At 64.7% G+C, this 24,141-nt stretch carries 15 protein-coding genes; 3 read left to right on the plus strand and 12 right to left on the minus strand.

The features are described from left to right. Nucleotides 1–293: 293 nt before the first annotated feature. Nucleotides 294–1,277: a PAS domain-containing protein gene (locus tag JOY29_RS07565; RefSeq protein WP_300975503.1), complete on the plus strand. Its 984-nt coding sequence runs from the start codon at nucleotides 294–296 to the stop codon at nucleotides 1,275–1,277. Here JOY29_RS07565 and JOY29_RS07570 read toward each other — a convergent pair whose 3' ends face one another. After that, entirely contained in the window at nucleotides 1,278–1,742 is a 465-nt protein-coding gene (locus JOY29_RS07570; RefSeq protein ID WP_300972920.1) for a response regulator, read from the minus strand. A 284-nt stretch (nucleotides 1,743–2,026) separates the two neighbouring features. After that, nucleotides 2,027–2,635, minus strand: a complete 609-nt coding sequence (locus JOY29_RS07575) for an META domain-containing protein (RefSeq protein ID WP_300972921.1) — start codon at nucleotides 2,633–2,635, stop codon at nucleotides 2,027–2,029. Between the two features lie 1,124 nt (nucleotides 2,636–3,759). Here JOY29_RS07575 and JOY29_RS07580 point away from each other — a divergent pair. Beyond that, nucleotides 3,760–4,716 carry a hypothetical protein gene (locus JOY29_RS07580; protein WP_300972922.1) on the plus strand — a complete coding sequence of 319 codons (957 nt, stop codon included), beginning with the start codon at nucleotides 3,760–3,762 and terminating at the stop codon, nucleotides 4,714–4,716. A gap of 546 nt (nucleotides 4,717–5,262) precedes the next feature. Here the strand turns inward: JOY29_RS07580 and JOY29_RS07585 are convergent. After that, nucleotides 5,263–7,659, minus strand: a complete 2,397-nt coding sequence (locus JOY29_RS07585; RefSeq protein WP_300972923.1) for a PAS domain-containing protein — start codon at nucleotides 7,657–7,659, stop codon at nucleotides 5,263–5,265. A 441-nt stretch (nucleotides 7,660–8,100) separates the two neighbouring features. Here JOY29_RS07585 and JOY29_RS07590 point away from each other — a divergent pair, with 441 nt between their 5' ends. Then, nucleotides 8,101–8,289 carry a DUF3008 family protein gene (locus JOY29_RS07590; protein ID WP_300972924.1) on the plus strand — a complete coding sequence of 63 codons (189 nt, stop codon included), beginning with the start codon at nucleotides 8,101–8,103 and terminating at the stop codon, nucleotides 8,287–8,289. Between the two features lie 118 nt (nucleotides 8,290–8,407). Here JOY29_RS07590 and JOY29_RS07595 read toward each other — a convergent pair whose 3' ends face one another. From JOY29_RS07595 to JOY29_RS07635, 9 genes are all read right to left on the minus strand, one after another. Next, nucleotides 8,408–9,331: a cation diffusion facilitator family transporter gene (locus JOY29_RS07595; RefSeq protein WP_300972925.1), complete on the minus strand. Its 924-nt coding sequence runs from the start codon at nucleotides 9,329–9,331 to the stop codon at nucleotides 8,408–8,410. After that, complete coding sequence (locus tag JOY29_RS07600; protein ID WP_300972926.1) at nucleotides 9,328–9,765, minus strand: hypothetical protein; 438 nt, start codon at nucleotides 9,763–9,765, stop codon at nucleotides 9,328–9,330. Before JOY29_RS07600 ends, JOY29_RS07595 begins: the two co-directional genes overlap by 4 nt. A 377-nt stretch (nucleotides 9,766–10,142) precedes the next feature. Then, complete coding sequence (locus tag JOY29_RS07605; RefSeq protein ID WP_300972927.1) at nucleotides 10,143–10,394, minus strand: hypothetical protein; 252 nt, start codon at nucleotides 10,392–10,394, stop codon at nucleotides 10,143–10,145. Further along, a complete protein-coding gene (locus JOY29_RS07610; protein WP_300972928.1) occupies nucleotides 10,391–11,746 on the minus strand; it encodes an HlyD family type I secretion periplasmic adaptor subunit in 1,356 nt (451 codons plus the stop codon). Before JOY29_RS07610 ends, JOY29_RS07605 begins: the two co-directional genes overlap by 4 nt. 3 nt (nucleotides 11,747–11,749) lie before the next feature. Beyond that, on the minus strand, nucleotides 11,750–13,492 hold the full coding sequence (locus JOY29_RS07615; RefSeq protein ID WP_300972929.1) for a type I secretion system permease/ATPase: 1,743 nt from the start codon (nucleotides 13,490–13,492) through the stop codon (nucleotides 11,750–11,752). Nucleotides 13,493–13,569: 77 nt separating this feature from the next. Next, the gene (locus tag JOY29_RS07620; RefSeq protein ID WP_300972930.1) at nucleotides 13,570–19,314 is read right to left on the minus strand and encodes a peroxidase family protein; all 5,745 of its coding nucleotides are present in this window, start codon (nucleotides 19,312–19,314) and stop codon (nucleotides 13,570–13,572) included. Nucleotides 19,315–19,538: 224 nt separating this feature from the next. Continuing rightward, nucleotides 19,539–20,246, minus strand: a complete 708-nt coding sequence (locus JOY29_RS07625; protein ID WP_300972931.1) for a response regulator transcription factor — start codon at nucleotides 20,244–20,246, stop codon at nucleotides 19,539–19,541. A 337-nt stretch (nucleotides 20,247–20,583) separates the two neighbouring features. Next, nucleotides 20,584–23,148, minus strand: a complete 2,565-nt coding sequence (locus JOY29_RS07630) for an HWE histidine kinase domain-containing protein (protein ID WP_300972932.1) — start codon at nucleotides 23,146–23,148, stop codon at nucleotides 20,584–20,586. Nucleotides 23,149–23,193: 45 nt separating this feature from the next. Continuing rightward, complete coding sequence (locus tag JOY29_RS07635) at nucleotides 23,194–24,057, minus strand: AraC family transcriptional regulator (RefSeq protein WP_300972933.1); 864 nt, start codon at nucleotides 24,055–24,057, stop codon at nucleotides 23,194–23,196. Nucleotides 24,058–24,141 lie beyond the last annotated feature (84 nt).

Below are 24,141 nucleotides of genomic sequence, written 5' to 3' on the forward strand. Positions count from 1 at the left end.
GACCCCAGAACCGCTCGATGGTGTGGCGGCCCAGCAGACTTCGTCAGGCTGGGCCGCCTTGCCGGGCACCGAACTCCACTTGAAACCTTTTTGGCGGTCATAAAGGCCATCGCGAATGCGCGCTGATTAAGATTGGGCTTTTGGTTGTGTGACTTGGTTGCTCGCTTTACGAAAGCGTACAAACACGCGAAACGAGCACTGGGACGGTGTAACTCCTTGTTGAGGCTTGTCCCGAGGAGGCCGCTATAGGTACACCAAAGCCTGACGCCGAGCTGATCGCCGCGCGCAATGCGCTGGTTGAGAGCGACGCCAAATTTCAGACGCTGGCTGATGCCTTGCCGCATATGGTCTGGTCGACTTTGCCCGACGGGTACCACGACTATTACAATGCGCAGTGGTATGAGTTTACTGGGATCACTCCAGGTTCTACTGATGGCGACAAATGGAATGGCATGTTCCACCCCGATGACCAGCCGCGCGCTTGGGAGCGATGGCGGAAGAGCCTTGCGTCGGGTGAGCTTTACGAGATTGAGTATCGCCTGCGGCACCGGAGCGGAGCTTACCGCTGGACGCTTGGCCGGGCCCTGCCGGTCCGCACTCCGGACGGCCAGATCGTTCGGTGGATTGGGACCTGCACCGACATCCACGATGCCAAGGAGCAGGCGGCCAGGAATGAAATTCTTAGTCGCGAGCTGAGCCACCGCATCAAGAATATCTTCGCCGTGATCAGCGGCTTGGTTGGGATGTCCGCCCGGCAGGATCCCGGCGCAAGTGGCTTTGCAAAAACGCTTCAGGCCCGGATCGCTGCCCTTGGCCGCGCGCACGAGTTCGTCCGCCCGCACAGCGAAGAATCCGCTCCCCTTGTCCCAACGGCCTCCTTGCACGGAATCTTGCAGGAAATCTTGTCCCCGTATCCAGCCATGGACGAGGGCCGGATTACGATGAAAGGCATCGATGTGCGCGTGGACGATCGCGGCGCTACCCCACTGGCGCTCCTGGTTCATGAGCTCGCAACCAACGCCGTCAAGTATGGCTCTCTTTCTGTGCCTGTGGGGCAGGTCCGCATCGAAACCCGGGTGGACGACGACGTGCTGGGCTTATGCTGGCAAGAAAGCGGCGGCCCAGCCATTGATGGTCCGCCCACGCGTCAAGGATTCGGCTCGCGCTTGAGCGAGCTCAGCATCGTTCAGCAGCTCGGCGGCAACTTGCAGCGGCACTGGAACGCGGATGGATTGCTGGTCGAGGTAGAGGTCGAGCTACAAAGTCTCGTTCGCTGATCAGCCAAAAAGCTTCATGCTCGGGGGTGGCGCGACCTGGGGGCCACGTCTCGTGCCGAGCGCATACTCGACCGCTGCCTTGACGATCTTCTCATCGGTCGGCTTCGTAATCACGCCAATGGCGCCAGCAGCACCGTCATTCAACAAGCCCGGATTGGCGGTCACGAACACCACGGCAACCCCCGCCGCGCTTAGCTGAGCACCAATCTGCGGGCCGGTGAACCCATCCCGCAGGTTCAGGTCGACCAAGGCCAGATCGAGAGGCTGGTCAATGTACTGCCGAGCGGAATTCAGATCGGGCACGATGCCGACCGGGTCGTAGCCCAGTTCGGACAACGTCTCCTCAAGGTTCATGGCCACGAGGATCTCGTCTTCAACAATAAGGATTTTTGCTGTCATCGCACTAGATCCTAGGCTCCGTCGAGTAACCGACAAAACGGGGATTGGTTCAACAGTGCCCCTCACCGGTTGACGGATCTAGAAGGAGGTGTTGCTGAGATCACTCAGAATCAATGAACGTCACGGTTGTTTGCGTCCCCTTAGGTGAGCTGCTTTGCTCCAGCACCCCCGCAATCTGTCGAGTCAGCGAGCGGAGCAGGCGGGCGCCGGTGCCGGTGCCGGGTTCAGCGCCCTCGGCCGCACCACCGCCGTCGTCGGTGACCCGAAGAATGGCCCTGCCACCTCCTGCACCGGCCAGCAGCTCGACGGTTACACTTCCTCGAGCTCGCCCCTGAAAAGCGTACTTCAGGCTACTCGTTCCACGCCCGCTCCGCTGTTGGGCATGCCTTCGAGGTCCTCCTACCAGTCTCGAAGCGAACGCGGTCCTCACCCAGCTGCTGCCAGCCGCCCTCAACCGTGCCGCAGGCCGTATCGAGCCGGAAGAGGTCGCCCTCCACGATCAGCGCTGGCACCTGCCGGCCTATTCGCCACTCGCCGCTGACCGCGCGAAAGGTGCAGCGCGTAGCGATCAGCGCTCTCGGAGCCTCGCCAGAACCGCGCACCGCCCTGCCGGCTCGCCCAAGCTCCAGACGGTGCTTAGCCGTCGCGAGCGTCACCCGGTCGGCGCCATTGAAGTGGATCGTCGGCCCGCTCGCCAGCATGCCGTGGACTGCCGCATCTTGCCCGCTCAGCGGCTCTGCGCAGCCCATCTGATTGGCCATGGCGAAGTCACCGTACCAGCGCCCATCATGCCTCAGCCCGATACCCCCAAAATCGTTGCAGCCGGCATTGCCGCCATAGTTCGATGGCCCGAACACCAAGTGTGGCTGCTGGTCGTAGGCGGTCTTTGCCGGTGCCCGTCCATCAATGGCTATGATGATCCAGCGGCCTTCCAACGACGTCCGCTCCGTAAGCTTCACCGGCGCAGGTGCGGCAGAGCAGGTAGGCAAACGGAAGATACGCATGCAATCACCAACGCCAAAAAGTTCGAATAGCAGCTTAATGGCAGCTAGTCTTAGCGAGGTCTGGCATGCGCGCGGGCATGCGTCAGCCGTAGGTGGACAGTTGTAACCGAGGTCCCACCAATGTCCGCTTTCTGCTTGTGCGAACCCGAAAGCTGCCTTTCCGCTTCCCACCAAGCCAAGTCTCTTCGCTCGTTTTCTCCTCGGCTGCTGTTGGCCTGAGGAGATGAAGCATGGGACATGCAATCTACGATCCCGGTCAGGAAGACCGCCCTGTGTGGAATGTTGGCCGTAAGCTTGGTGCAAAGCTAGAGCCATCTTCGTCGCCTTTCTGATCCTGTCAGTGGCGTGGGTGGCCACGACTACGTTTTGGGGAGTGCTTCGACTGTTGCATCCACCAGAACAAGCATGAGCAATAATGAACGTGCTCAATGTCCGCTTTCAACCCAAGGCGGAAACTAGGAGGGCAGCGCCGCTTTCGACAACAGCCGCAAAGTTCTTCGCCGGGAAAATGGGTAAGCCCTTCCAAAGAGTCGCTTGTGCCTTGCGCCAGGCCCATGAGCCTACGGTGCCTCATCAACGTCCATCGGCCGATGCTGAGATCGATAGTCCGCAGGGTCGATCGGTTCACCGCGCTGTGTGACGACTGCGGATCGATTATAGAGCGCTCGGACGAGAGCCGATGCCGAAGGTCAGAGCCATTGGCGTCAACATGTGGCCACGCCGCAACAGCGGACCTCTCCTAGCTCAACTGGATAGATTGTCGGGCTCGAGTCCGAACGTTGAGGGTTCAGGTCCTCGGGACGGGCCAGTCCCTAATGTCCGCTTTGGGTCGATTCCGGACATTAGCTACTTAGCTGAACGAACGTCCCCTTATTGGTGCCGCCGCTGTTGATCAGAACGACCGCCACGGGCGCATAGAAGACGGTGGCAGTTCGGCCTTGCACCGGAAATCAGTTGCCTGATTCAAGAGGCGGAGGCTTGCAAGGGGCCACTCTCGCCTCCAAGGCCTTGACTCTCATCGGCGGACCTCAAGGCGGCGAGACAGCGTTGGGCAAGGATCAATCGCGCAATCGTCAGTTGTGAACCGCCGTTCGCCACCCCACCCGCGCCACTCGCGCCGTCTCGATCCGGCGCTGGCCCTGGCGCTGCTCGCCCTGCTAGTCGCGTTCGTGGCGGGGGTGCTGGCGATCTTCGAGATGCGGGGGGACCTCTTCCGCTGGCGGGAGGAGCGGCGGCCGCTGCCGGGGCCGCTGGGGATCGAGTTCGTCGCGCTGCCGGGCGGAACGGGGCCGTTCCTCACCATCCTTGCGGCGCCGGCGCGGGACGTCCGGCCCTCGCCGGACCTGATTGGCGCCGGCGAGCGGCTGCTCCCCGAGGATGCGCCGGCAGTGGCGCCGGAGCTTGCAGACAAGCTCCGGCTGGTGGCCCGGCTGGAGCCGCCGCCGCCGGACACCCAGGAGCGGCTGGTGACCTTCGACGCGGAGGAGAGGCCGGCGCCGGTGCGGACCGGCCGGGTGATCCTTCGCGACGGCTGCCTTCGCGTGGGCATCAAGGACGAGCCGCTGGCGGTGCTTCCGGCGGGCACGCGGCTGGTGCGCGACCCGCAAGGGCATGTGCTGATGGTGATGGTGCAGAATTCACCCACCAACGCCCGAGTGGGCGAGGAAGCGATGTGGGTCGAGACGGGCGTGCGGCCGATCCCAAGCGCGGCGGCCGAGCGGATGCGGCGGGCGTGCGGAGGCGGGAGGATCGCGCTCCTGAGCTTCGTCCAGAGCGTCAGCGCGGTGCGGGCTCAGAGCGACGCGCTGGCGGCGCGCAACGTCGACATTCATTACGGGCTAGGCTGGGAAGAGTCGCTGCGGCGGGTGGTGCGCTGCCGCGAGCGCTCGCCGGTTCCGATGGGGGCGAGCAACATGTGCGGGTCGACTCCGCCGAGCCCGGTCGCTGATCCCCGCGACTGCCCGGCGGGAACGAGCCTCAGCGGCGGACTGTGCCGGACTCCCGAGGGCCATGTGCGGCCGGTGCCAGCGATGTGAGGGGAGCGGTCGAAGTCCCCTCAGTCATCCGCTGCGCGGCTGACAGCTGGCCCAGGCGCCCAAGGGGAGCGGCGGGAGAGGATCGGTTCACGACATATGCAACTTAGCTGAACGAGGTTCCGCTTACGGATGCCGCTGGCGCGACTCGGAATGACCGTGATGGGCGCAAAGCGGACGCTTGAGAAAGGCGATCAATCGAGCCCGACACCCGGGGCTTGACCCCATGGAGACGAAGACTCATGATCTCCTTGGAAGCGACCGACAACCGGCTCGTGAGTACAGAAGGTGTGTACAGAGGGCGTCCAGCTGCGCAAAGTAGATTGGCAGATTACCGCCATTCTCTCGTACTACGGACCCCTCCCGTAGGGGTCACCAGCGATCGAATTTCTGCGGTCGCAGCGCTTTCTGCCGGCTTGATGATCGGAGAGTGGTTGAGGCCGCTCGGGCGCTCGACATGATTTTGCCGAGAGTTCGTCAAGGCTTAGCGTCGACGTGGCGATCGCCCGGTGCGAGTAACAGGCACTGAAGCGTTACCCGGCGCTCCGTTCACGACAGCGTGAACGAGGACAGTTCCGCGAGGCTCGCGGCCAGTTCGCTCTTGCGAAACGGCTTCGCAAGGCGCGGCAAATCGGCAGCAACGCCGTCCACCTCGGCATAGCCCGAAACCACCAGCACGGGCAGATCGGGGCGGCGGCGGCGCAACGCCCGCGCCAAGTCGGTCCCTGTCATGCCGGGCATGAGATGATCGGTGATGACGAGATCCGGATGTGCCCCATTCTCGATCATGCCCAGCGCTTCCTCGGCCGAAGCTGCCTCGATCACCTGGTAGCCAAGGTCGGAGAGCATGTCGGCCGTGCTGAGGCGCACATATTCCTCGTCATCAACCAGGAGCGCGGTGCCGCAGCCTGCGGCCGTGGCCGCTTCTTTCATCATGTTGGGCACCTCGGGCGATGCTTCTGTCTGCGGCAGCCAGAGCTCGACATTCGTTCCGAGGCGCGGCTTGCTACTGATCGTCAGCGCCCCGCCGAGTTGCGAAGCAAGACCGTGCGCCATGCTAAGACCCAAGCCGGTGCCCTTGCCGATCCCCTTGGTCGAGAAGAACGGCTCCACTGCACGTGCAAGCGTAGCCTCGTCCATTCCGACCCCGGTGTCGGCTACCGACACGCGCACATACCGGCCCTGCGGCAGCTTGGCCTGCGATTCGGGCAGCGCCACTTCGGCCGAGACGCTGATCCGTAACGTGCCCCCGTCCGGCATCGCGTCGCGGGCATTCACCGCCAGGTTCAGGAGCGCCATTTCGAGCTGGTTCTGGTCGGCCTTCGCCGGCGGCAAGCCATCTCCGGCATCAACCACGACGTTGATCTGGGGCCCCGTCGTGCTTGCCAGCAGGTCGGCCATGTTCCGCACGAGCGCGCGGACATCGACGGCGACCGGCTGCAACGGTTGGCGCCGCGCGAAGGCGAGCAAGCGCTGAACGAGAACCTTGGCGCGCTCCGCGGATTGCACCGCGCCTCCGATCAGCCGCTGCTCGCGCTCGCCGCCGAGCCCCTTGCGCTGCAGCATATCGAGCGCACCGATGATCGGGGTCAGCAGATTATTGAAGTCGTGGGCCACGCCGCCGGTCAGGTTCCCCATGGCCTCCATCTTCTGGCTTTGCCTGAGCGCCTCTTGCGCTGTTGCCAGTTCGGCCTCCGCCCGCAGTCGATCGCTGATGTCGTAAGCCGTGTGCCAGGCCCCGATCAGCTGCCCGTTGCGATCACGTAAGCCACCGAACCGAACTTCATAAGCAATCCGCTCGCGCCGGGCGTCTCCGAACGTGTCGCTGATCACCACTTCCTCGCCAAGGAAGGCGCGGGCCCACATCTGCCGAACCTGCTCCTGATGCTCGGGCAAGTCCTTCAGCAGCTCAAGGATGTTTTCGCCAACCTGTGGCCTGATGCCGTAAATGCGCTCCAGAGCATCGACGGCGGCGCGATTGATCGCCAGGATCTTGAAGTCGACGTCCAGCGCCATCGTCGTGGCGGTGGCCCCCTCGACCACATCGGCGAAAACCTTGCGCTCGGCGAGCGCTTCGGCGACCCGTCTTTCCAGTGTCTCGTTCAGCTCGCGCAGGCGCGCTTCGCTCGCGCGCAACGCCGCCTCCGCGCGGCGCTGGTCAGTCACATCGTTGGCGTTATGGATGATGGCTTCGACCTCGCCGCGTTCGTTGAGAACGGGCGAATTGACCGGACTCCACCAGCGCTCCTCGAACCCTCCGTCCGGCCGAGCGATGTCATATTTCAGTCCCGGCAAGGTATTCGGTTCACGCGTTTTCACAACGCGTTCGAGCGAGGCGCGCAAGGTGCTCACGCCCTTGATCTCAGGATCGTCAGGATTGTCCGGAAAAGCCTCGAACACACCGCGTCCGACGATGCCATCGCGCGTTGTCATGGTGGCGGCAAGGTAAGCGTCGTTCACCTCTCTGATGGTGAAGCGCGGTGCATCTGGCGCGAGCACCAGGAACGGCGCTGGCGATGCCTGGAACAAGCGGGTGAAGCTCTGGTCCGCCTTGACGCGCTCCGTGACATCTCTGGCCGCACCGAACCACTCGACGATCTCGCCGGCGTCATCGAGGATGGGTACTGCTCTCGAGAACATCCACCCGACCGTACCGTCCTTGCGCACCACCTGGTGCTCAAGCTCCAACATAGCCTTCGCGGCAATCGCCTTCTCGATCGCATCGCGAACACGCGGCCGCTCATCCGCCGGGATGTAAGTCTCGATCCAATCACAAGCGGGTTCTTTGGTGTCGGCGATGAAGCCTGCCCCGTCGAGCCTTAGCACTTCGCGCCAGTCGGGACTTACCCGAAAGACAAGGTTCGCGGTTGCGGTCACGAGCGCGCGAAAGCGGCGCTCACTCTCCTGCAATGCGGCGTTCGAACTGTGATCCGGATCGATGGCCAATCGCCGTCCTACTCTGTCGGCCCACGCTGGCCTGGGTGGTTCGTCCAAGTGCTGGAGCCTAGAGCCTGCCTACATCCCGCGCAACGTGATGAAGAGGGAGAGAAGGTTCTGCGAGCGGGAAGCGAGAATGAGGCCAAGGCGAAGGACGCACACCCCGGGGCGTCGCAGGCGGAGCAACTTACGCCGAAGCCCGTTCGTGTCGCATGACTCTAACCGCTGAGGGTGGCTGACGTCGATGGAAAAGGAAAAAGAGCCAAGGCTGCAGGACCTCGACATGGGAGAGGGTAGCCTCGAGGAGTCCCTGTCCGAAGGAAAGGGACCGTCCCGCAGCAAGCAGGGTCCCAAGACGGTTCCCGTCAAGCCAAACGCGAACTCACGTCCCGCGGTCTCGCGAGACGCCGATTAGCTGTTCCACCATCGTCCAGACGCAAGGAGACGGATGTGCCCGCAAAATCAGGTGCCCAGCAGAAGGCCGCTGGTGCAGCGCTCTCAGCCAAGCGCGGGGACACGCCCAAGGGCGAGCTGAAGGGTCCATCCAAGCAGATGGCGGCATCAATGAGCGAGAAGCAGCTGGAGGAGTTGGCTTCCACCAAGCGCAAGGGAAAGCCGGAACACGCCAGCAAGACGTAGGCGGTACTATGCTCCTGCGAATGTCCTGAAACCGAGCTGCCCGCACGTCGGAGTCGCTGCTTCGGGCGGCTGTTGCTGCTGTCCCGAGGCATGGGCTGAGCCGAACCCGGCAGGCAGGTCAGGAAGTCATTTCCGCTCCGGGCGGCACGAAGCTGACCTGGGCGAGGCGCCAGGGACGGTCCTCGCCTGCCGGCCACAGCGCTTCAAGCTCGACCTGATCCTCCGGCAGCACGCCGCTGACTTGTGCGTTGATGAAGCGGCCCGTTTCGCGCAGCCGGATCTGCGCACCTGGGTAGCGTCCGGCAAGCCGCCGCCTCAGTTCCTCCGCCTCGGGCGCGATCTCGTCCTTCTCCAGCTTGCGCGGAGCGCCGTCGATCAGTTCGGCGGTGGAGGATCGCAGGGCGTTCACGCCGTCATGAACGATGCTTCCAGCAATGACGATGCTGGCCGCTGCATCCGCCCACCAGTAGCCGAAGCCCACGCCCAGCACCCCGGCGATCCCCGCGAGGCCCGTCATCCAGTCGGCCTTCTGCATCAGCGCGTCGGTGTGCAGCACCTTGTCCTGCAGCCGTTGCGCGACCGGCAGCTTCAGCCGGCCAAGGATGAGCGGGGGAATGACCGAATAGACCAGCGCCGCGATCATCAGCCAGCCGAGCCAAAGGGTCTCGCCGAACATGGTGACCGGAGGGATGGTGACATGCTCCCGCTTGAGGAGTGTGCTTGTCGATTCGAAAAGGAGAAATGTCCCGACGGACGCAAGCGCAACCGCCGAAATCAGGAAGGCCAGGCTTTGAACCCGGTGAAAACCATAGGGAAAGGCGCGGCTCGGCGGCCGGCGCTCGAGCTTGGCCGCGACCAGGAACACCAGCGCGGGCACGAGGCTGAGCAGGTCCTCGAACCATGCCGTACGCATGGCCTGACTGGATCCTGCGGCCATGAACATCACCACCAGGACCGTGCTCATGGTCACCAGCGTGAACCACTCCAGCCGCTGCGCCCGGGCGAAATCCTGCTCGATCTCCTGGGGCATGGTCCGGCTCACTGGAGCCTGCCGATCTTCCCGGCCTCGCGGTAGAGCATCGCGATCCACGCATTCTCGCCGTTGCGGGTCATCGCCATTGTGGCGGGCCTGGATCCGTCGTCAGGGCCGAGCGGAGGAAGGAAGTGCACCTTGGTTCGCCATGGGCTCTTCTGGGCCATGGCGCCGACCACCAGGTCGAGCCTGCCCTGCTCGAGTTCTTCGAGCAACGGCTCGGCTGGGCCATGCTGGATCGCCGGTCGAGCGCCGGTGGTTCTGGCAACCTCGTCGACCAGCATCAGCCCGCGTCGCTCGCCTTCGGGACTGCCGGAAATCACGCCAACTCTGAAGCGGCCCTCCTGCCGGACTCGTTCGAACGAGCGCTCCGGATCGCGCGGAATCTGGCTGCAGGCTCCCAGCGCGACCGCTGCGCAGAGAATAAAGCTGCGGATCTCCATTCATCCCAAATGCCGCCGGCGTCGTTTCGGTTCCGTACCGGGCGGCGGGCGTGGATCGGCGCTCCGTGGCGCCGGAAAGTGCGGAGCAGATGCGGCGCTGAACGAGGCGCTACTTACCGCATCATCGCCTTTCGGCCTGGATGGCATCAGCATGGCCATTTGCGGCGTCGGCCGACAGATGGCCCAAACGCACAGCCATCTGCTCTTGACTGAAAGCGCCGGGCTTGCCGGAGTTGAGGGCAGCGGCCGCCTGACTCACCTTTCCGTCGTTCGGCTTTCCCGGAACCCAGCCCCTTGTGGCCCGCGGGCTAAGTTGATGACTTTCCGGGAAATGGGCTGCGGTCTTTGGGTCGACGCAGGGGAGTCCAGGCCGGGCCTCAGGGAAGGCGAAGCTCGTCTCGGCCAGCCCGATCCGGACGCTCATTGCCTCTCCCCGCCAGTTCGCCATATCTTGCGGACAGTTCGAGGTGGATACGCCGGGCGGCCTCGTGAGTAGCGTGGCTGGCGGCGGACAGCTCGTCCTCTGCTCGCCGGGCATAATAATCCTGGTCCTGGTCCTGGTCCTGGTCGATCAGAGGCGCTTCCCTTGCGCAAGGCGGACCGGGATCCTGGGGTCGCCTGCTCTTCATCCTTCGCGCCCGGCCAGCCAGAGCGATCGGGTCAGCGGCTCGAACAGATACTGAAAGGCACTGCGGCGGCGGAGCGGGATGAGTACGTCGGCGGGAAGACCGGCGTGAACGGCAGCGTCCTTGCCTCTGTTCGCCTTGGTCAGTTCGTTCGGGGGAACGACCACTTCGATCCGGAAGTAGGATTGCCCGGTGCGCTCGTCTTCCAGGCTGTCGGCCGAGATCTTGGTCACCTTGCCCTTGAGGATCGGCAGGTTGCGGTCCTGGAGCGCGGTGAAGTTGACCTGCGTCTCCATGCCGACACGAAGATCGTCGGCGTCGCGCGGGGCGACCTTGGCCTGGACGACCAGGTCGCGGTCCTGGGGCACGACCTCCATCAGCGTGTCCCCCGCGGCAAGGACCCCGCCGACGGTGAACACCCGCATGCCGACGATCCGGCCGCTGGCCGGCGCGCGGACGACCGAGCGTGCCACCTGCTCGCGCAGGGCGAGCAGCCGCGGCTGAAGTTCGTCGAGCCGTGCCTGGACCTCGCGAAGCTGACCGGCGACCTCGCTCGCCATCTGCTTGCGAAGCGACACCATCTGCAGCCGGGTTTCGCCGATGGCCTCGCGCGACCGGGCGATCTCCGACCGGTACGAGCCGTAGTGCCCGTCGAGGGCGCTCGCCTCGCGCTCGACCGCACGCAGGCGGTTGATCGAGACGAAGCCCTTGGGGACGAGGGCGGCAAGGCCGGCGAGTTCGTCGCCGATCAGCCTTTGCTGATCGCGATTGGCCGACATCTGATGCTCGATCCCGCCGATCTGCTGGCCATGCTGGGCGATCCGCTGGGCCAGGACCGCCTGCTCGGTCCGGAGCGACGCGCGACGGGCTTCGAACAGGCTTCGCTGGCCGGCGAGCGCCGTCTCCGCGATCTTGCGCTGGTCACCCTCGAGCATGGCGAATTCCTCGGGCATGGGCACCGACCCGGAATCACGACTTTCAGCGAGAAGCCGAGCCCGCATGGCGAGGAGCGAGAGGACTTCGCCGGCGATGCTGCGCTCGCCGGCGACGAGGTCGGAGGAAGAGACTACCGCCAGCGGTGCGCCTTTCCGGACGAGCTGGTTTTCGGTCACGAAGAGGGCGCTGATGATCCCGCCTTCGCGGTGCTGGACGACCTGGCGGTTACCCGACACGGTCACCACGCCCTGGCCGTAAGCGGCCGCATCGAGCGGGGTCAAAGCCGCCCAGCCGAGCAGGCCAACAAAGAACAATCCGCCGACAAGAGCGCCGCGGCGAGCATCGCGCAGGGGCGAATCCTCCGTATCCTGCCAGCGGGCGGACGCCCGAAATGCCTCGCGATTGCGCATCTCGTTCATGGATCAGGCCCTTTCAGTCAGGGGAACGACATTCGACCGAGCGGCGTCGCGCGCGAGCTCGTCGAGAACGTCGGCGCGGGGGCCGTGTTTGACGACGGTCCCAGCATTCATCACCACCAGATTCTCGGCCGCCGCCAGGATCTGCGCACGGTGCGCGATCATCATCACCGCGGCACCCTGAAGGCATGCGGCCTTGACTGCGCGGCCGAGCGCGCTTTCCCCCTCCGCGTCGAGGGCGCTGTTGGGTTCGTCGAGGATCAGGACCTTGGGCGAGCCGAATAGGGCCCGGGCGAGGGCGATGCGCTGCGCCTGCCCCGCCGACAGGACCTCAGCGCCGTCGCCGATCCGGGTCTGATAGCCGGCAGGAAGGCGCAGGATGGTGTCGTGGACTCCAGCCATCTGCGCGGCATGGACGATGTCGTGATCGACGACCTCCTGGTCGGTCCCGCACGATGGGCGGCTGAAGCGCGAGATATTATCGGCGACGGTGCCCGGAAGCAGGGTCGGCTGCTGGGGGAGGTAGCCGATGTAGCGGGCGAGCCGCTCTGGGTGCCAGTCCGCATAGCGGGCGCCGTCCATGCGGAGCTCGCCGGTGTCCGGGATGATGCACCCGGCAGCCGCGCGTGCCAGCGTCGTCTTGCCGGCGCCCGACGGACCGACCACGCCGGTCAGCGTGCCGGGCTTCAACCCGAAGCTGACGTTGCGAAGGATGGGCACCTCGCCATTGGCGGCGAAGACGCTGATCCCGGCGATCTGGAGGTTGCCCGTGGGCTCCGGAAGGGCGAGGCGATGCTCCTCATTGCTGCCGGTGGTCGCAAACAGGCGGTCGAGCGAGGCCAGTGACTGGTGAGCCTGGCTGAGAGCTGGCCAACTGCCGACCATTTGCTCGACCGGCTGCAGGGCGCGGCTGAGCAAGACCGACGCGGCGATGATCGCGCCGACCGAAATCTGGTTGTTGATGGCCAGCCAGGCCCCCACCCCCAGCGCCAGCGATTGCATGAACATCCGCACGAACTTCACGAGCGCGGTGAAACGACCGCTGGTCAGCTGGACATCGAAGGCGGCGACAAGCCCGCTCCTGCGCTGTTCGCTGTGGCGGGCAATGAGGGCGGTCCCCATGCCGAGTGCGCGGACCACCTCGGCGCCCCGGAAGGTGGCGTCCTGTTCGGCATAGGCCTTGGCCTGCGCGCTATGGGCCTGGCTGCCGCTCAGCCGATTGGCGCGTTCGTTGAGGATCGCGAGCATGATCAGCAGGCCGGCGCCCAGCAGGACCATGAGGCCGAGCAGCGGATGGATGAGGAAGGCGACGAGCAGGTAGAGAGGGGCCCAGGGCGCATCGAACATGGCGGTGATGCCGGGGCCGCTGAGCGCACTGCGGACGCTGTCGAAGTCGCGCAAAGCCTGTGCGCTCGGCCGCTCGTCAGGAGGCGCGAGCGCCCGCGCCATGACAGCGGCCGAGAGCAGGCGATCCAGCCGGATGGAGGCTCGCAGCATCAGCCTCGAGCGGACCGCATCGAGAGCACTCAGGATGGCAATGGCGGCTCCGACCAGCAGGGTCAGGACGTACAGGGTGATCACCCCGCCGGTCGGCACCACCCGATCGTAGACCTGCATCATGTAGATGGTCGGCGCGAGGTAGAGCAGGTTGATCAGCGCGCTGAAGAAGGCAACGAGCAGGAAATGCTTCCGGCATTGCCCTAGAGCGGCTTCGAAAGGTTGCGGGATCCTGATCCAGAACAGGCGCATGTCGGCCCCCCAAGAATTCGAATTGCGAAAGGCGGGCTGGCCGGGCTCGAAAGGCGAGCCCGGCCGCCTTGCTCAGCTCACACAATCAGATGGTCCGCGGGGTCGAACTGCAAGCCGTGGATCTCCGCCCGCTCCCTCGTCTCCGGCGCGCTCCAGGCCGGCGGCATGTCCACGAATGCGCTGCCTGGCGCCCAACCTTCCGAGAAGATCTTCTGCAGGCGCCCGCTGGAGCCATAGTCGGTGTTGCTCTCCAGCATCTCCCGCATGCGGCCAAGGACTCCGAGCGCCTTCAGGTCGAGAGCGAAGCCGTTCGCACTCCCGTTCACCACGTCCTGCGGCCTGAGGGAGCCGATGACCTCGTCGGACCCGCCATTGGTGTTGAACACGAGCCTGTGGTCCGAACTCAGCCGGGAGATGTCGACCGTGTCGGCCCCCCTGCCGCCATTGACCGTGATCGTGCTGTAGTCGAGGCTGGTCTGGGTGAAATCGCCGATGACGTTCACCGTGTCGCCGCCCAGGTTTCCGCCGTTCACGACGCCATCGCCAGTGTTCGTCGTGGTCACGGTTCCGTTGACGACGATCTCCTCGATATTGTCGAGCTCGGCGAACAGCACCCCATTGCGGCGGATGACGATCTCCGTGGAAGCATGGAGGCCGGTCACTCCGGCCGCTTCCGCCGCTGCCCTCGTCATGATGTCGAAGGTCTCGGCCGCGGCGGTGCCGACAAGGGTGTAGGTGTCCGCACCGGCCCCGCCGTCGACGAAGTCGGCACCCGCATTGGCGGCGCTCTGGGTGATGCTGTCCGCTCCGGCTCCGCCCAGGATGATGTCGTTTCCGCCAGCGCCGTTGATCACGTCGGCGCCATTGCGTCCGAGGATGATCTGGTTGGTGGCGTTCCCGGTCAGGGTCTGCGACGAGCCGTTCCCGGCGAGGACGTTGTAGTTGACGCCATTCAGGCGGATCACTTCCACGTCGTTCCCCACGGTGTCGGTGCCTTCGAGCCCCGACACGGCGGTGATCACGAGGTCCGAGCCGGCTTCGCCGAAGGTGTAGGCGGTGGACGCGCCGGCGAAGACAGCGGTGTCGTTACCGTCGCCACCGTTCAGGTCGTCGTTGCCGTTCCCGCCGGTCAGGGTGTCGCTGTTATCGCCACCGTTCAGCGTATCGTTTCCGTCGCCGCCATTGACGATGTCATTCCCGCCGCCGCCGTTCAGCAGGTCGTTGCCGGCGAAGCCGTTCAGCGTGTCCGCCCCGCCATTGCCGCTGGCAATGTCGTCGCCGGCGGTTCCGGTGAACTGGTTGCTGCCTCCGTCACCGGCCCAATTCGCGCCTACCGGCCCGGTGGCGGCCGAGGTGACCGATTCGGGATTGCCAAAGCCGTCGGTGAACCTGACGACGACGCTGAGGCGAAGACCCTGCTGCGGGTCCGGCGCCATGCCCGCCGCGTTCGTCGGCGTGAAAGTGGCAAGGGTCGCGCCGGCGATATTGGTCCAGGTGATGCCATCGGCCGAGGACCGCCATTGGTAGCTGAAGGCGCCAAGCCCCTGCGCATCGGCAATCGCGGCCGTGTTGACCGTCAGGGCCTGACCCGCGGTCGGGGTCGGGTCGCTGATCACCGGTGCCCCGGTCGCCGGGCTATTGGTGGAAATTTCCATGTCGGCGAAGCGAAGCCGCTCGATGCCGAGAAGCGTGTCCACGCCATCGACCTGGGTGCCCCGGGCGTGGGTGACGGTCAGCCGGCCATTCACGGCGCCGATGTTGTAGTCCGCCCGGTTGCCGGAGAAGACCGCGACGTCGACGTCACCCGCGGTGGAGTCGGTCTTGATGGACCGGACGATGCCAAGCTGGTTGGGATTGATGGCGCCGCTGAAGATGTCGTTGGTCAGCTCCTTCATGCTGCTGACGAGCCGGATCGGAGCGCCGGCCTTGTCGGCGGTGGCGTAGACGCCGATCTGCACATCAAGCCAGCGGTCGCCGTCGATCAGGTCGTTGCCGCCGTTGCCCTGGATGAGGTCGCTGCCATCCCCGCCAAGGATGATGTCGCCGGCCGAGAAGGAAGTTACGCCCGCGCCCAGCAGCTGCTGGAGCCCGGAGATCAGCGCGATCCCGTCGGCGGTAAGAATGCTGCCCTGGAAGCCCGAGGTTCCCCCCTGGCTGGTCGGCAGACGATCCGCGGCCGTGTCGTGCGATCCCTTGAGCACGTCGTTGAAGCGCGAACCCGAAAGGCCTTCCATGCTCTCGAACTCATCCAGAGCCGTGTTGGGAGGAAGAGTCGGACTTTCATCGAACACGATCGGGATTGAGAGATCGGCGTTCACGCCGAAGCCGAAGTCCTTGTAGGTCGCCCAGTCGAAGCCCGACATGCCAGCCATCTTGCCGCGGCCGAGGCTGCCCACCATGATGTCGTTGCCGCCTTCGCCGATGAATTCGTCGAAGCCGCCATCGCCCAGGAAGACGTCGTGGCCGTTGATTGCGTCTTCGGCGAAGATCTCGTCGAAATTGTCGCCGGGAGCGCCGTCGAAGGTGCCGGTTTCCAGCCAGTCGTTGCCCTCGTTCCCGAGAATGCGTTCCGCATTCTTGTTGCCGAGGATGAAGTCGTCACCCTCGCCGCCGAAGACTTCGGAGCCGGCATCGGTACCGAGGACGACGAAGTCCTGTCCCGCGCCGGCGAGGACCAGGTCGAGACCGGGTCCGGCATGAATGGCGTCGTTGCCGTCGCCGCCCTTGATGTTGTCGTCGCCGCCGCGGTCGCGGATGATATCGTCGCCGTCACCACCGTTGAGGATGTCGTTGCCGAAGTCACCCTCGATGCGGTCGTTCCCGCCATCGCCGTAGATGGTGTCGTCGCCGATGCCCGATTGCAGGATGTCATTTGCTTCGGTGCCGCCGAGGACGACATGGTCGCCGCCGGTGTAGCGCAGATAGTTGCTGTCCGGACCGGCCGTGGACGGATTGTTGCGGACGATGAGGGGTGTCAGGATCCCGCCGCCGAGCGGATCGAGGTTGTCGAAGACCCCGTCGCCATTGCTGTCGTTGAACTGACGGGACTGATCGACCTCCAGGATCCAGGCAGGCGCGCTGAACACGTCGGAGGGCAGGTGCACCGCGTCGGTGTGCCGCATGATCATGGACGCGAAGCTGTTGGCCTCGAGCTCACCGAAGAGGTGCAGGCCATCCAGCCGCTGCAGATAATAGAAGCGGTCGCCGCTCTGCAGCGCTTCCATCTGCACTTCGAAGACGAAATTGAAGGTAGAGCCGAGCATGCCGCCGAACGGCATGGTCTTCTCCGCCAGGCCGCCGATCCAGAAGTCGACATTCTCGAGCCCGCCGAGGCTTCCGCCGGCCCAGGCCCCCTGCGCGTTGAGGAAGTCGACGGCATCCGCCGGAACTGCCAGCCCGCCGACCGAATTGCCGGTGATGATGGTCAGTGCGGCATCGCGCCGGCCTTCGGCAGTGGTCTGGCCGGTGATCAGGCTGTGGGTGCCGTAGGAGGCGATGAAGTTGATGATCGAGGCTTCGTTCTTGAGGTTGCCCGCGAAGTCGACCCAGCTTTCGTAAGGCTTGAGCTCGGCAGCCTGGTCGGTGACCGCGTAGAATTCGCGCCGCGCTTCGTTGAGCGTGGGCACCCCGGCATCGCGCCCGCGGGCGAGGTTGATGGTCGCAAGGTCGAGCGGCAGCCCCAGGAGGTTGTTCCGGAGGGCGCTGGTGACGAACTCGTCGATCTGGTTTCCGACCTGGCGGGTCATGCCCCGCACGATGTCGCCCGCTGCGATCGTGGGATTGAGTGGATCGAATTCGATCGGATTGAGGAAGCCCTGGATGAGGGAGATATGACCCTCGGCGAAATTGACGTCGAACCGGTCGATGTCCTCGTTCAGCATCGAATGGCCGAAGCGATAAACGACGTGCGCGAACTCGGCCATGATGGTCGGGTTCATGGTGGCGTCGTAGCCATCGGGCACGAGGAACGGATTGATCGCCGGCTGCACCTTGCGGGCGAACTCCTCGAAGACGAGGTGCTGGTACTGCATCTCGGTGCCGAACTTGGCCGCCTGGAAGATGCGTTCGCCGTCCCAGTCCAGTGCCGCGACCGCCCCAGGCGTCATCGGCACGGCCGCGACGTCGACATCGAGCCATTCGTTCAGAAAGGCGACGGCGTCGGCCATGCTGGCGCCGTTCGCAAGCAATTGGCGCGCGTCCTCGATCACCACGTCCTTGGTGTGCTGCACCAGCCGGTTGTGTTCGGCGTGGAAGACATGATGGACCGCGGTCAGGCCGATGTTCTCGTTGGCGCGACCGTCGCCCGCAACGTAATGGGCATCGAGCAGCTCGTCGTCATACGTCCCGTCCGCCGGGATGTTGCCGCCGACTTCCGTGTCGCCGTCTTCCAGGCCATCGGGCACCGCATTGTGCGCGATGTCGTCGAGGAAGGCATGTCCGGTCCGGACCGGGCCGAGGCCGCCGTTCAACTCGGCGAGCACGAGCGGCGTGGCGAGGTTGCCTTCGACAACGAGGTCGTCGGCTGTGTTGGGAATGCCATCGCTCCCAATGCCGATGACCACCTGCGGGAGGCCGTTCGCACCGGGGATGAAGTTGCCATAAGGATCGGTGCGCAGAAGCGGCAGATTGCCGACGTCGGTGTCCCTGAGGTCGATGCCGAGCAGGTTGCGGGCCTGGACCTTCAGTTCGCCCCAGGTCGCCATGCCGCCATTGACACCGTGGATCAGTTCTCCGGTGGCCTCGGGCCCGTTCGGTCCCATCTCATAGGCACGCAGGAAGACCTGGTGCGACGGGTGCGAGGAATAAGTCTGGTTCTGGTCGACGAACGGTGTCGTCAGGTTGATCGCATTGCCATTCTCATCGAGCGTGGCGCGGGTCAGGACCATGAAGTTGGTGCTGCTGCCAGGCACGTAGAGCGGATCGTCCGGCGCAAGCGGGATCATCACCTGGCCCGAGCCGCCCTTCGCGACGAGGTCGAGACCATGATCGAAGAACTGGCCGAACAAGGTGAACCAGCTGTTGAACGGTGCCGACAGGCCTTCGTCCGGCGCGACATTGGGAAGGACGACGTTGGCGCCGCTCAGTTCGATCCCGTAGGTCGTGAGCAGGGCATCGAGCGACTGCGCCGGCCCGGCGCCGTCCGGATCGGTCGCGCGGGCCCCGGCGAGGTCGGCCCGCGCCGCATCCAGCGCTGCCTGGGCCGCCGCGGCCGCGGCGATGTTCTCGGGTGTGGGATTGACCGCTGCGCTCGCCGTCGCCTCGGCCGCCGCATCGGTGGCATCGTCCACGGCCTTGAACAATTGCTCGATCGAGCGGTCGCCAAATCCCGATAGCGGCCGTTCGTAGGCCTCCTTGATCTGGCCGGCGATGTCGATGAGGTCGCCCTCGATGCCGTTACGGCTGAGGGCGGAGATGATCGCCGCCGGATTGTCGAGGGTCTGGTCGGCGGTGAGATTGCTGATCATCCGCACATAGGGATCGATCATGTCCCCGGCGACGCGCGGCCCGGGGCCGTCCGGGTCGATCGTCGGATCGTAGGACAGCGTGATCATCGGGGTCGCGGGATTGCGATCATGATCGACAAGTATGCTGCTGAAAGAAGGGTCGACATGCGCCGGGAAGGGCTGGTCGGCCGCGCCCCAATATTCCCGCCCCGGAAGCAGATTGTTGTACGACCCGTCGACCGTCCGCAGCCCCCAGGACAGGTTGTAGGTCGGGATCAGTCCGTTGGTCCCGTACAGCGGCTGTCCGCTGGAGTGCGCTTCCGCAATCTTGATCTGCTTCAGGATGAAATCGAGATCGCTACGGATATAGTTGACCATGACTGTTCCCCTCTGAAGAGACCAACAAATTCCCCGCCCACTGCCATTGCTGGACAATGAGGTCTGGTGTCAGCGCCAATCGAATCAATGGCCCGGTGGCCGGTCGAGGAACAATATTGGTAGATAACCTGGATCTATGTCCATTATGCTAGGGAACTAGGTCTGAAATGATCGGAGATGTCTGGTTGTAGTTACTCAGGACTCCGATAACTCACCCATTCGTCTTAGTTCTCGAGCGCCCTCGGACTAAGACTTTCGATCTCGTTCGCCCCACGTGCGTGAGCGTAGTCCCCCACCAGCAAGGGCCTCGCCTCCACCGCCGCCGAATGGTGGGACTGCTGGGCTCTCTCGTTGAACAGGGCAACGGCGCCGGCGCGACTGCTGACGCCCAGAATGCGGAAGGCCGCGCTCATGTGCACCTTGACGGTGGATTCGGAAATCGAAAGCTGGCGGGCAATCTGCTTGTTGGAGCTGCCGTTGCAGGCGCATTGGAGCACGTCCCTCTGGCGCGGGCTGAGCCCATCGAAGGTCGCAGCACCAGCGACGGCGGCCTCGGCCCGGGGACGCTCGGAAAGGTCGCACAAGATCGGCGGCACGAAGACATGACCGGCGACGATCAAACGCAGCGCTTCGACAAGCTGCTCGGCCGCCATGGTCTTGCCGACGACGCCATGCGCCCCCGCCGCAAGCACCGCGAAAATGTCGCGGACCCCGAATTCGCTGGCGACGACCGCGATCTTGAGCGTCGGAAAGCTCAGCCGCAGCCCGCGGACGTGCGTCGGGGCATCGAAATCGGGCAGGCTCGCATCGATCAGGGCCAGTTCGGTCTCGATGGAGATGACCTCGCACAGCGCCTGATAGTTACCGACAAGCCGAACCTGCCGGCAGGTGAAGGCCCGCCGAGCGACGCTTGAAATGCCAAGCCCCTCCAACGGCAGGGCATTTGCGATAACAATGGATCGACACTGCTTCATGAGGGCACCCCATGAACCCGAGAATCGCTCCCATCCGCAGCGTAACGATTAACATGATTTCAATCTGGCAAAAAGGAGGCTTGGCCATTTTCCGCCGTTCAGTCCCTCGCCAAAGCCGGCCTGGTCTGCATGCGGCGGAGATGGCGCGCCGGGCACCGCCATCCGCAGAGCAATCCTTCAAGGCGGCTGTCGATCACGAGCTCTCGGCTCAGCGAAGGCATCACGGCACGCTTCGGCTAGGTCGTGGCCCGGCCCCCGGCCTGCCGGATAACAGGTCGGGGCCGTCATTTTCCGCTCAAGTCGCCGTGACGGCCGCCCGGACCTGCTTCACCCCGTTGCGCAGATGCTCCTTCTGGTATGGCTTCTGGAGAACCACTGCGGTCGGGCTCTTGGCCTGGAGCGCAACCTCCTCGCCATAGCCGGAAGCGAACACGTATGGGACCCTCGCCTCGCCCAGCCTGGTCGCGAGGTCGAAGGTCGTCGATTGCCCAAGATTGATGTCCAGCATGGCGAAATCGAAGCTGCCCCGCGCCAGCAGCGCCTCGGCGGCGGCCAGTGTCGAGGCCGCCTCGACCTCCGCCGCACCAAGGGCGCGAAGCATATCCTCTGCTTCCAAAGCGATCAGCATATTATCTTCCACCAGCAGGACGGAGCAGCCCGCAAGCGGAAGATCATCGGTTTCGCTGTCGCTGCGCAGCGGGGCAGTCCCCTCGCCGGCACCATCGTCGGCGTTCGGTGGTTCGGCGGCGGTAGGCACGACGATATAGTGCGTGGGGACCTGGAAGTCGGCTTCAAGGCCGCTCAGCGCGAAGCGCACTTCCGCGGTTCCCTGCAGGTCGAAGGGGATGGTGCGCTCGATGACCATGGACCCGAACCCACGTCGTTCAGGCGCCCGGACTGCGGGGCCGCCAAGCTCGCGCCACCGAACGGTCAAACCATGCGCCTCGTCCGTCTCCACGGCGACTTCCACCCGCCCCGTTGTCGACAGGGCACCGTGCTTGCAGCTGTTTGTCACAAGCTCGTGGATCACGAGGGAGAGCGTTGACAGGGCGGTCGGCTGCAGCATCACAGGCGGGCCGTTGACGACCAGCCGGTCGCGGGCACCCGGAAGGGCGGCGATCTCATCGTCGAACAGCGAGCTGAGCAGCGCCGGCCCCCAGTTCTGCCGGGTGATCTGGTCGTGGGCGCGGGCGAGGGCCTGTACCCGCCCGCTCAGCGACTCGACATAGTCCCCGAGCGAGTCAGCCGTTCCGCCCGTGGTCGTGATGAGGCTCCTGATCAGGGCGAGGATGTTCCGGACCCGGTGATTGAGCTCAGCGATCAGCAGTTCCTGCCGCTCGCTGGCCCGCCGGCGGTCGTCCGCAGCAATGTCGATGTGCCGGAGAATGACTTCGATCAGGGCAAGCCTGACGGACTCGGCGATCCGCTCGTCCCGGCCTGAAAAGGGCGTGGACCGGCCACGCACTTCCTCGTTGAAGGCAGCGAAGCTCTTGCGCGGCGATACCCGCTCGGTCCCATCGGAGAATTCCACCGGCTTATTGGGGTCGCCGCCCCAGGTGATCGTGGCAAGCATCTCCTGGCGGAACAGCATCACGTAATCGCGCGGAACCCGTGAGATCGGAATCGAGAGCATGCCGGGTGCCACCTTCGCGCAGTCCTCGAGGCCGGGCATCAGAGCGGCCAGGCGATCCGTCGCCAAGACCCGGCTCGGCGAAGCGATATTGAGGTGCCGGCTGATCCGCTCGACCTGCTTGGGAGGGGGCGTCAATCCGTGCGTGAAGACATGCCCGGCCCGGAACACCGCCACGCCATCGCATTCGATCATGTCGCTCACCACGCCCTGCAACCATTCAGGATCGGACAGGAGGTTGGGATCACCGGCGATGGCGGTGATCAGCTTGTCGGTCAGCGCGCGGGCGTGCGCCTCTGCCTCGGCGGCCTCCGCGTTCAGCCTGCCGCCGAGCATCATCCCAACCATGCCCCCAAGAAGTTCGGCGGCCGTGCGCATGACGAAGCTTGGCAGCTTCGGCTCGAAGGCGTGGCAGGCGATCAGTCCCCACAGGCGTCCATCGACGATGATCGAGATCGACATGGAGGCGCGAACGCCCATGTTCCGGAGATATTCCAGGTGCACCGGCGACACGGCGCGAGTGATCGCCATCGACAGGTCGAGCTCGCCGCTAAGCGCTCCGGCTTGCGGCAGGATCGGCACGGAAGGAGCATCGACGTCGTGGATGATCCGGAAGGGATTGCGCAGGTAGAGTGCTCGCGCCTGGGCTGGGATGTCGCTTGCCGGAAAGTGGAGGCCGAGAAAGGGTGCAAGCCCGGACCGGGATGCTTCGGCGATGACCTCGCCATGACCCTCGCGGTCGAACTCGTAGACCATGACCCGGTCGAATCCGGTCAAGGCCTGGATCTGCCGCGCGGCCGTGCGGTGAAAGGTGGCGAGGTCCTCGTCACGGGCGAGGCGGGCCGCCATGGCGCGGACCATTGATGCTGCCTCCATGCCGTCGGCAGCCTGCGACGGCTCGCCCTCGATGACCAGCAGATCGCCCTGGAAGTGCAGCGCCAGATCGAAGCGCCGCGTGGTGCCGAGTAGCTTGATCCCGTAGATTCGCTCGCTTCCGATCGAATAAAGAAAGCCCATTCGATTGCGGAGCTCATGCTGGGCCTGACGTCCGATCAGATCACCGAACGGCGTTCCGAGGACCTCGTCGACCTTCCAGCCGAGGTGCTGTTCGACGTTCGCCGACACCTTTGAGACGATCCAGTCGTTCGTCAGTGCAACCAGGAAGCCGAAGCCCTGAATGGTGCCAAGCCTCGTGATAGGCTCGCGATCGCAGCTGCTGAGATCAGGCAATTGGGTTTCCTTCGGGATCATCATGCCCCTCCGTAGGGCTTCGTCCTACTTTGCTTTGCGATAGGCGCTTGGACTGAGGCCTGTTGCCTGCTTGAAGTTCCGCCGGAAGGAGGCGGGGCTGCCAAAGCCGGCAAGGCTTGCGATCTCGTCCGGGTGCTTGTCGGAGTGGCGCAGGAGATCCTCCGCCCGGGCGATCCGCCGTTCCTGCACGAACTGGTGCGGTCCCCGGCCGAAGCTGGCGGTGAAAGTGCGGGAGAAGTGCGAACGACTGAGCCCCGTCACCCCGGCCAGGTCGTCGAGGGTCAGGCGACCGGCCATGCCGGCTTCCACGAACTGGGTCAGGCGGCGGATCTGTTGCGCGGAGAGTCGCCCCGGACGCGGCGCACCGACCGCTCCCAGTATCTCCAGCGCGGCGCTTACGCACAGCGTCTCGGCATACAGCAAGTCCGGATCGACCGATTGCGCAAGCTTGCGCAGCTTCGCCATTGTCTGGACTAGCGAGGGGTCGCGATCATAGATCAAGGGAACGGCCTCGATTGCCCCGAAGCGTTGGCCCAGATCGTCCGAGAACTCCGCGGGCTCGAAATGAAGCGTGGTGAAGCTGTTCCTGCGATCGACCGGCTTGGCCCAGCCGGAGATGCCGAGCCCCTCGGGAACGTAGGTCAGCGTCCCGCGAATGTCCCTCTCGCGAACCTCGCGTAAGCCATCGACACGCAACTCCCCGTCTTCAAGGGCGAGGTCATGGAGAGCCAGGTAATGGGTCGCCCCGACGTTCTTGAATTCATAGCCGTCCGAACTGTCTAGGACGACGTGCTCAACTCGGAATCCGCGCATCGCCAAAGGAACACGGTGAACGGGAATGTCGTGCTTCCCGCCAGGCTCCAGATTGATGATGCCCGCTACGTCCACTCCCCACGAGAGACATAATTTTGCGGAAATGTCCACAAATTGCGGTCGCTTGAACCGGACGGCCTCGTCGTCGAGAGAGGCTCA

This window comes from Sphingomonas sp. LHG3406-1, from assembly GCF_029637485.1.
Classification (GTDB): Bacteria; Pseudomonadota; Alphaproteobacteria; order Sphingomonadales; family Sphingomonadaceae; genus Sphingomicrobium.

Bases quoted from the DNA above. Each gene is read 5' to 3' on its own strand.
- JOY29_RS07600 (WP_300972926.1), bottom strand. From the start codon at position 9,765: ATGGAGATCCGCAGCTTTATTCTCTGCGCAGCGGTCGCGCTGGGAGCC.
- JOY29_RS07610 (WP_300972928.1), bottom strand. From the start codon at position 11,746: ATGAACGAGATGCGCAATCGCGAGGCATTTCGGGCGTCCGCCCGCTGG.
- JOY29_RS07620 (WP_300972930.1), bottom strand. From the start codon at position 19,314: ATGGTCAACTATATCCGTAGCGATCTCGATTTCATCCTGAAGCAGATC.
- JOY29_RS07615 (WP_300972929.1), bottom strand. From the start codon at position 13,492: ATGCGCCTGTTCTGGATCAGGATCCCGCAACCTTTCGAAGCCGCTCTA.
- JOY29_RS07605 (WP_300972927.1), bottom strand. From the start codon at position 10,394: ATGAAGAGCAGGCGACCCCAGGATCCCGGTCCGCCTTGCGCAAGGGAA.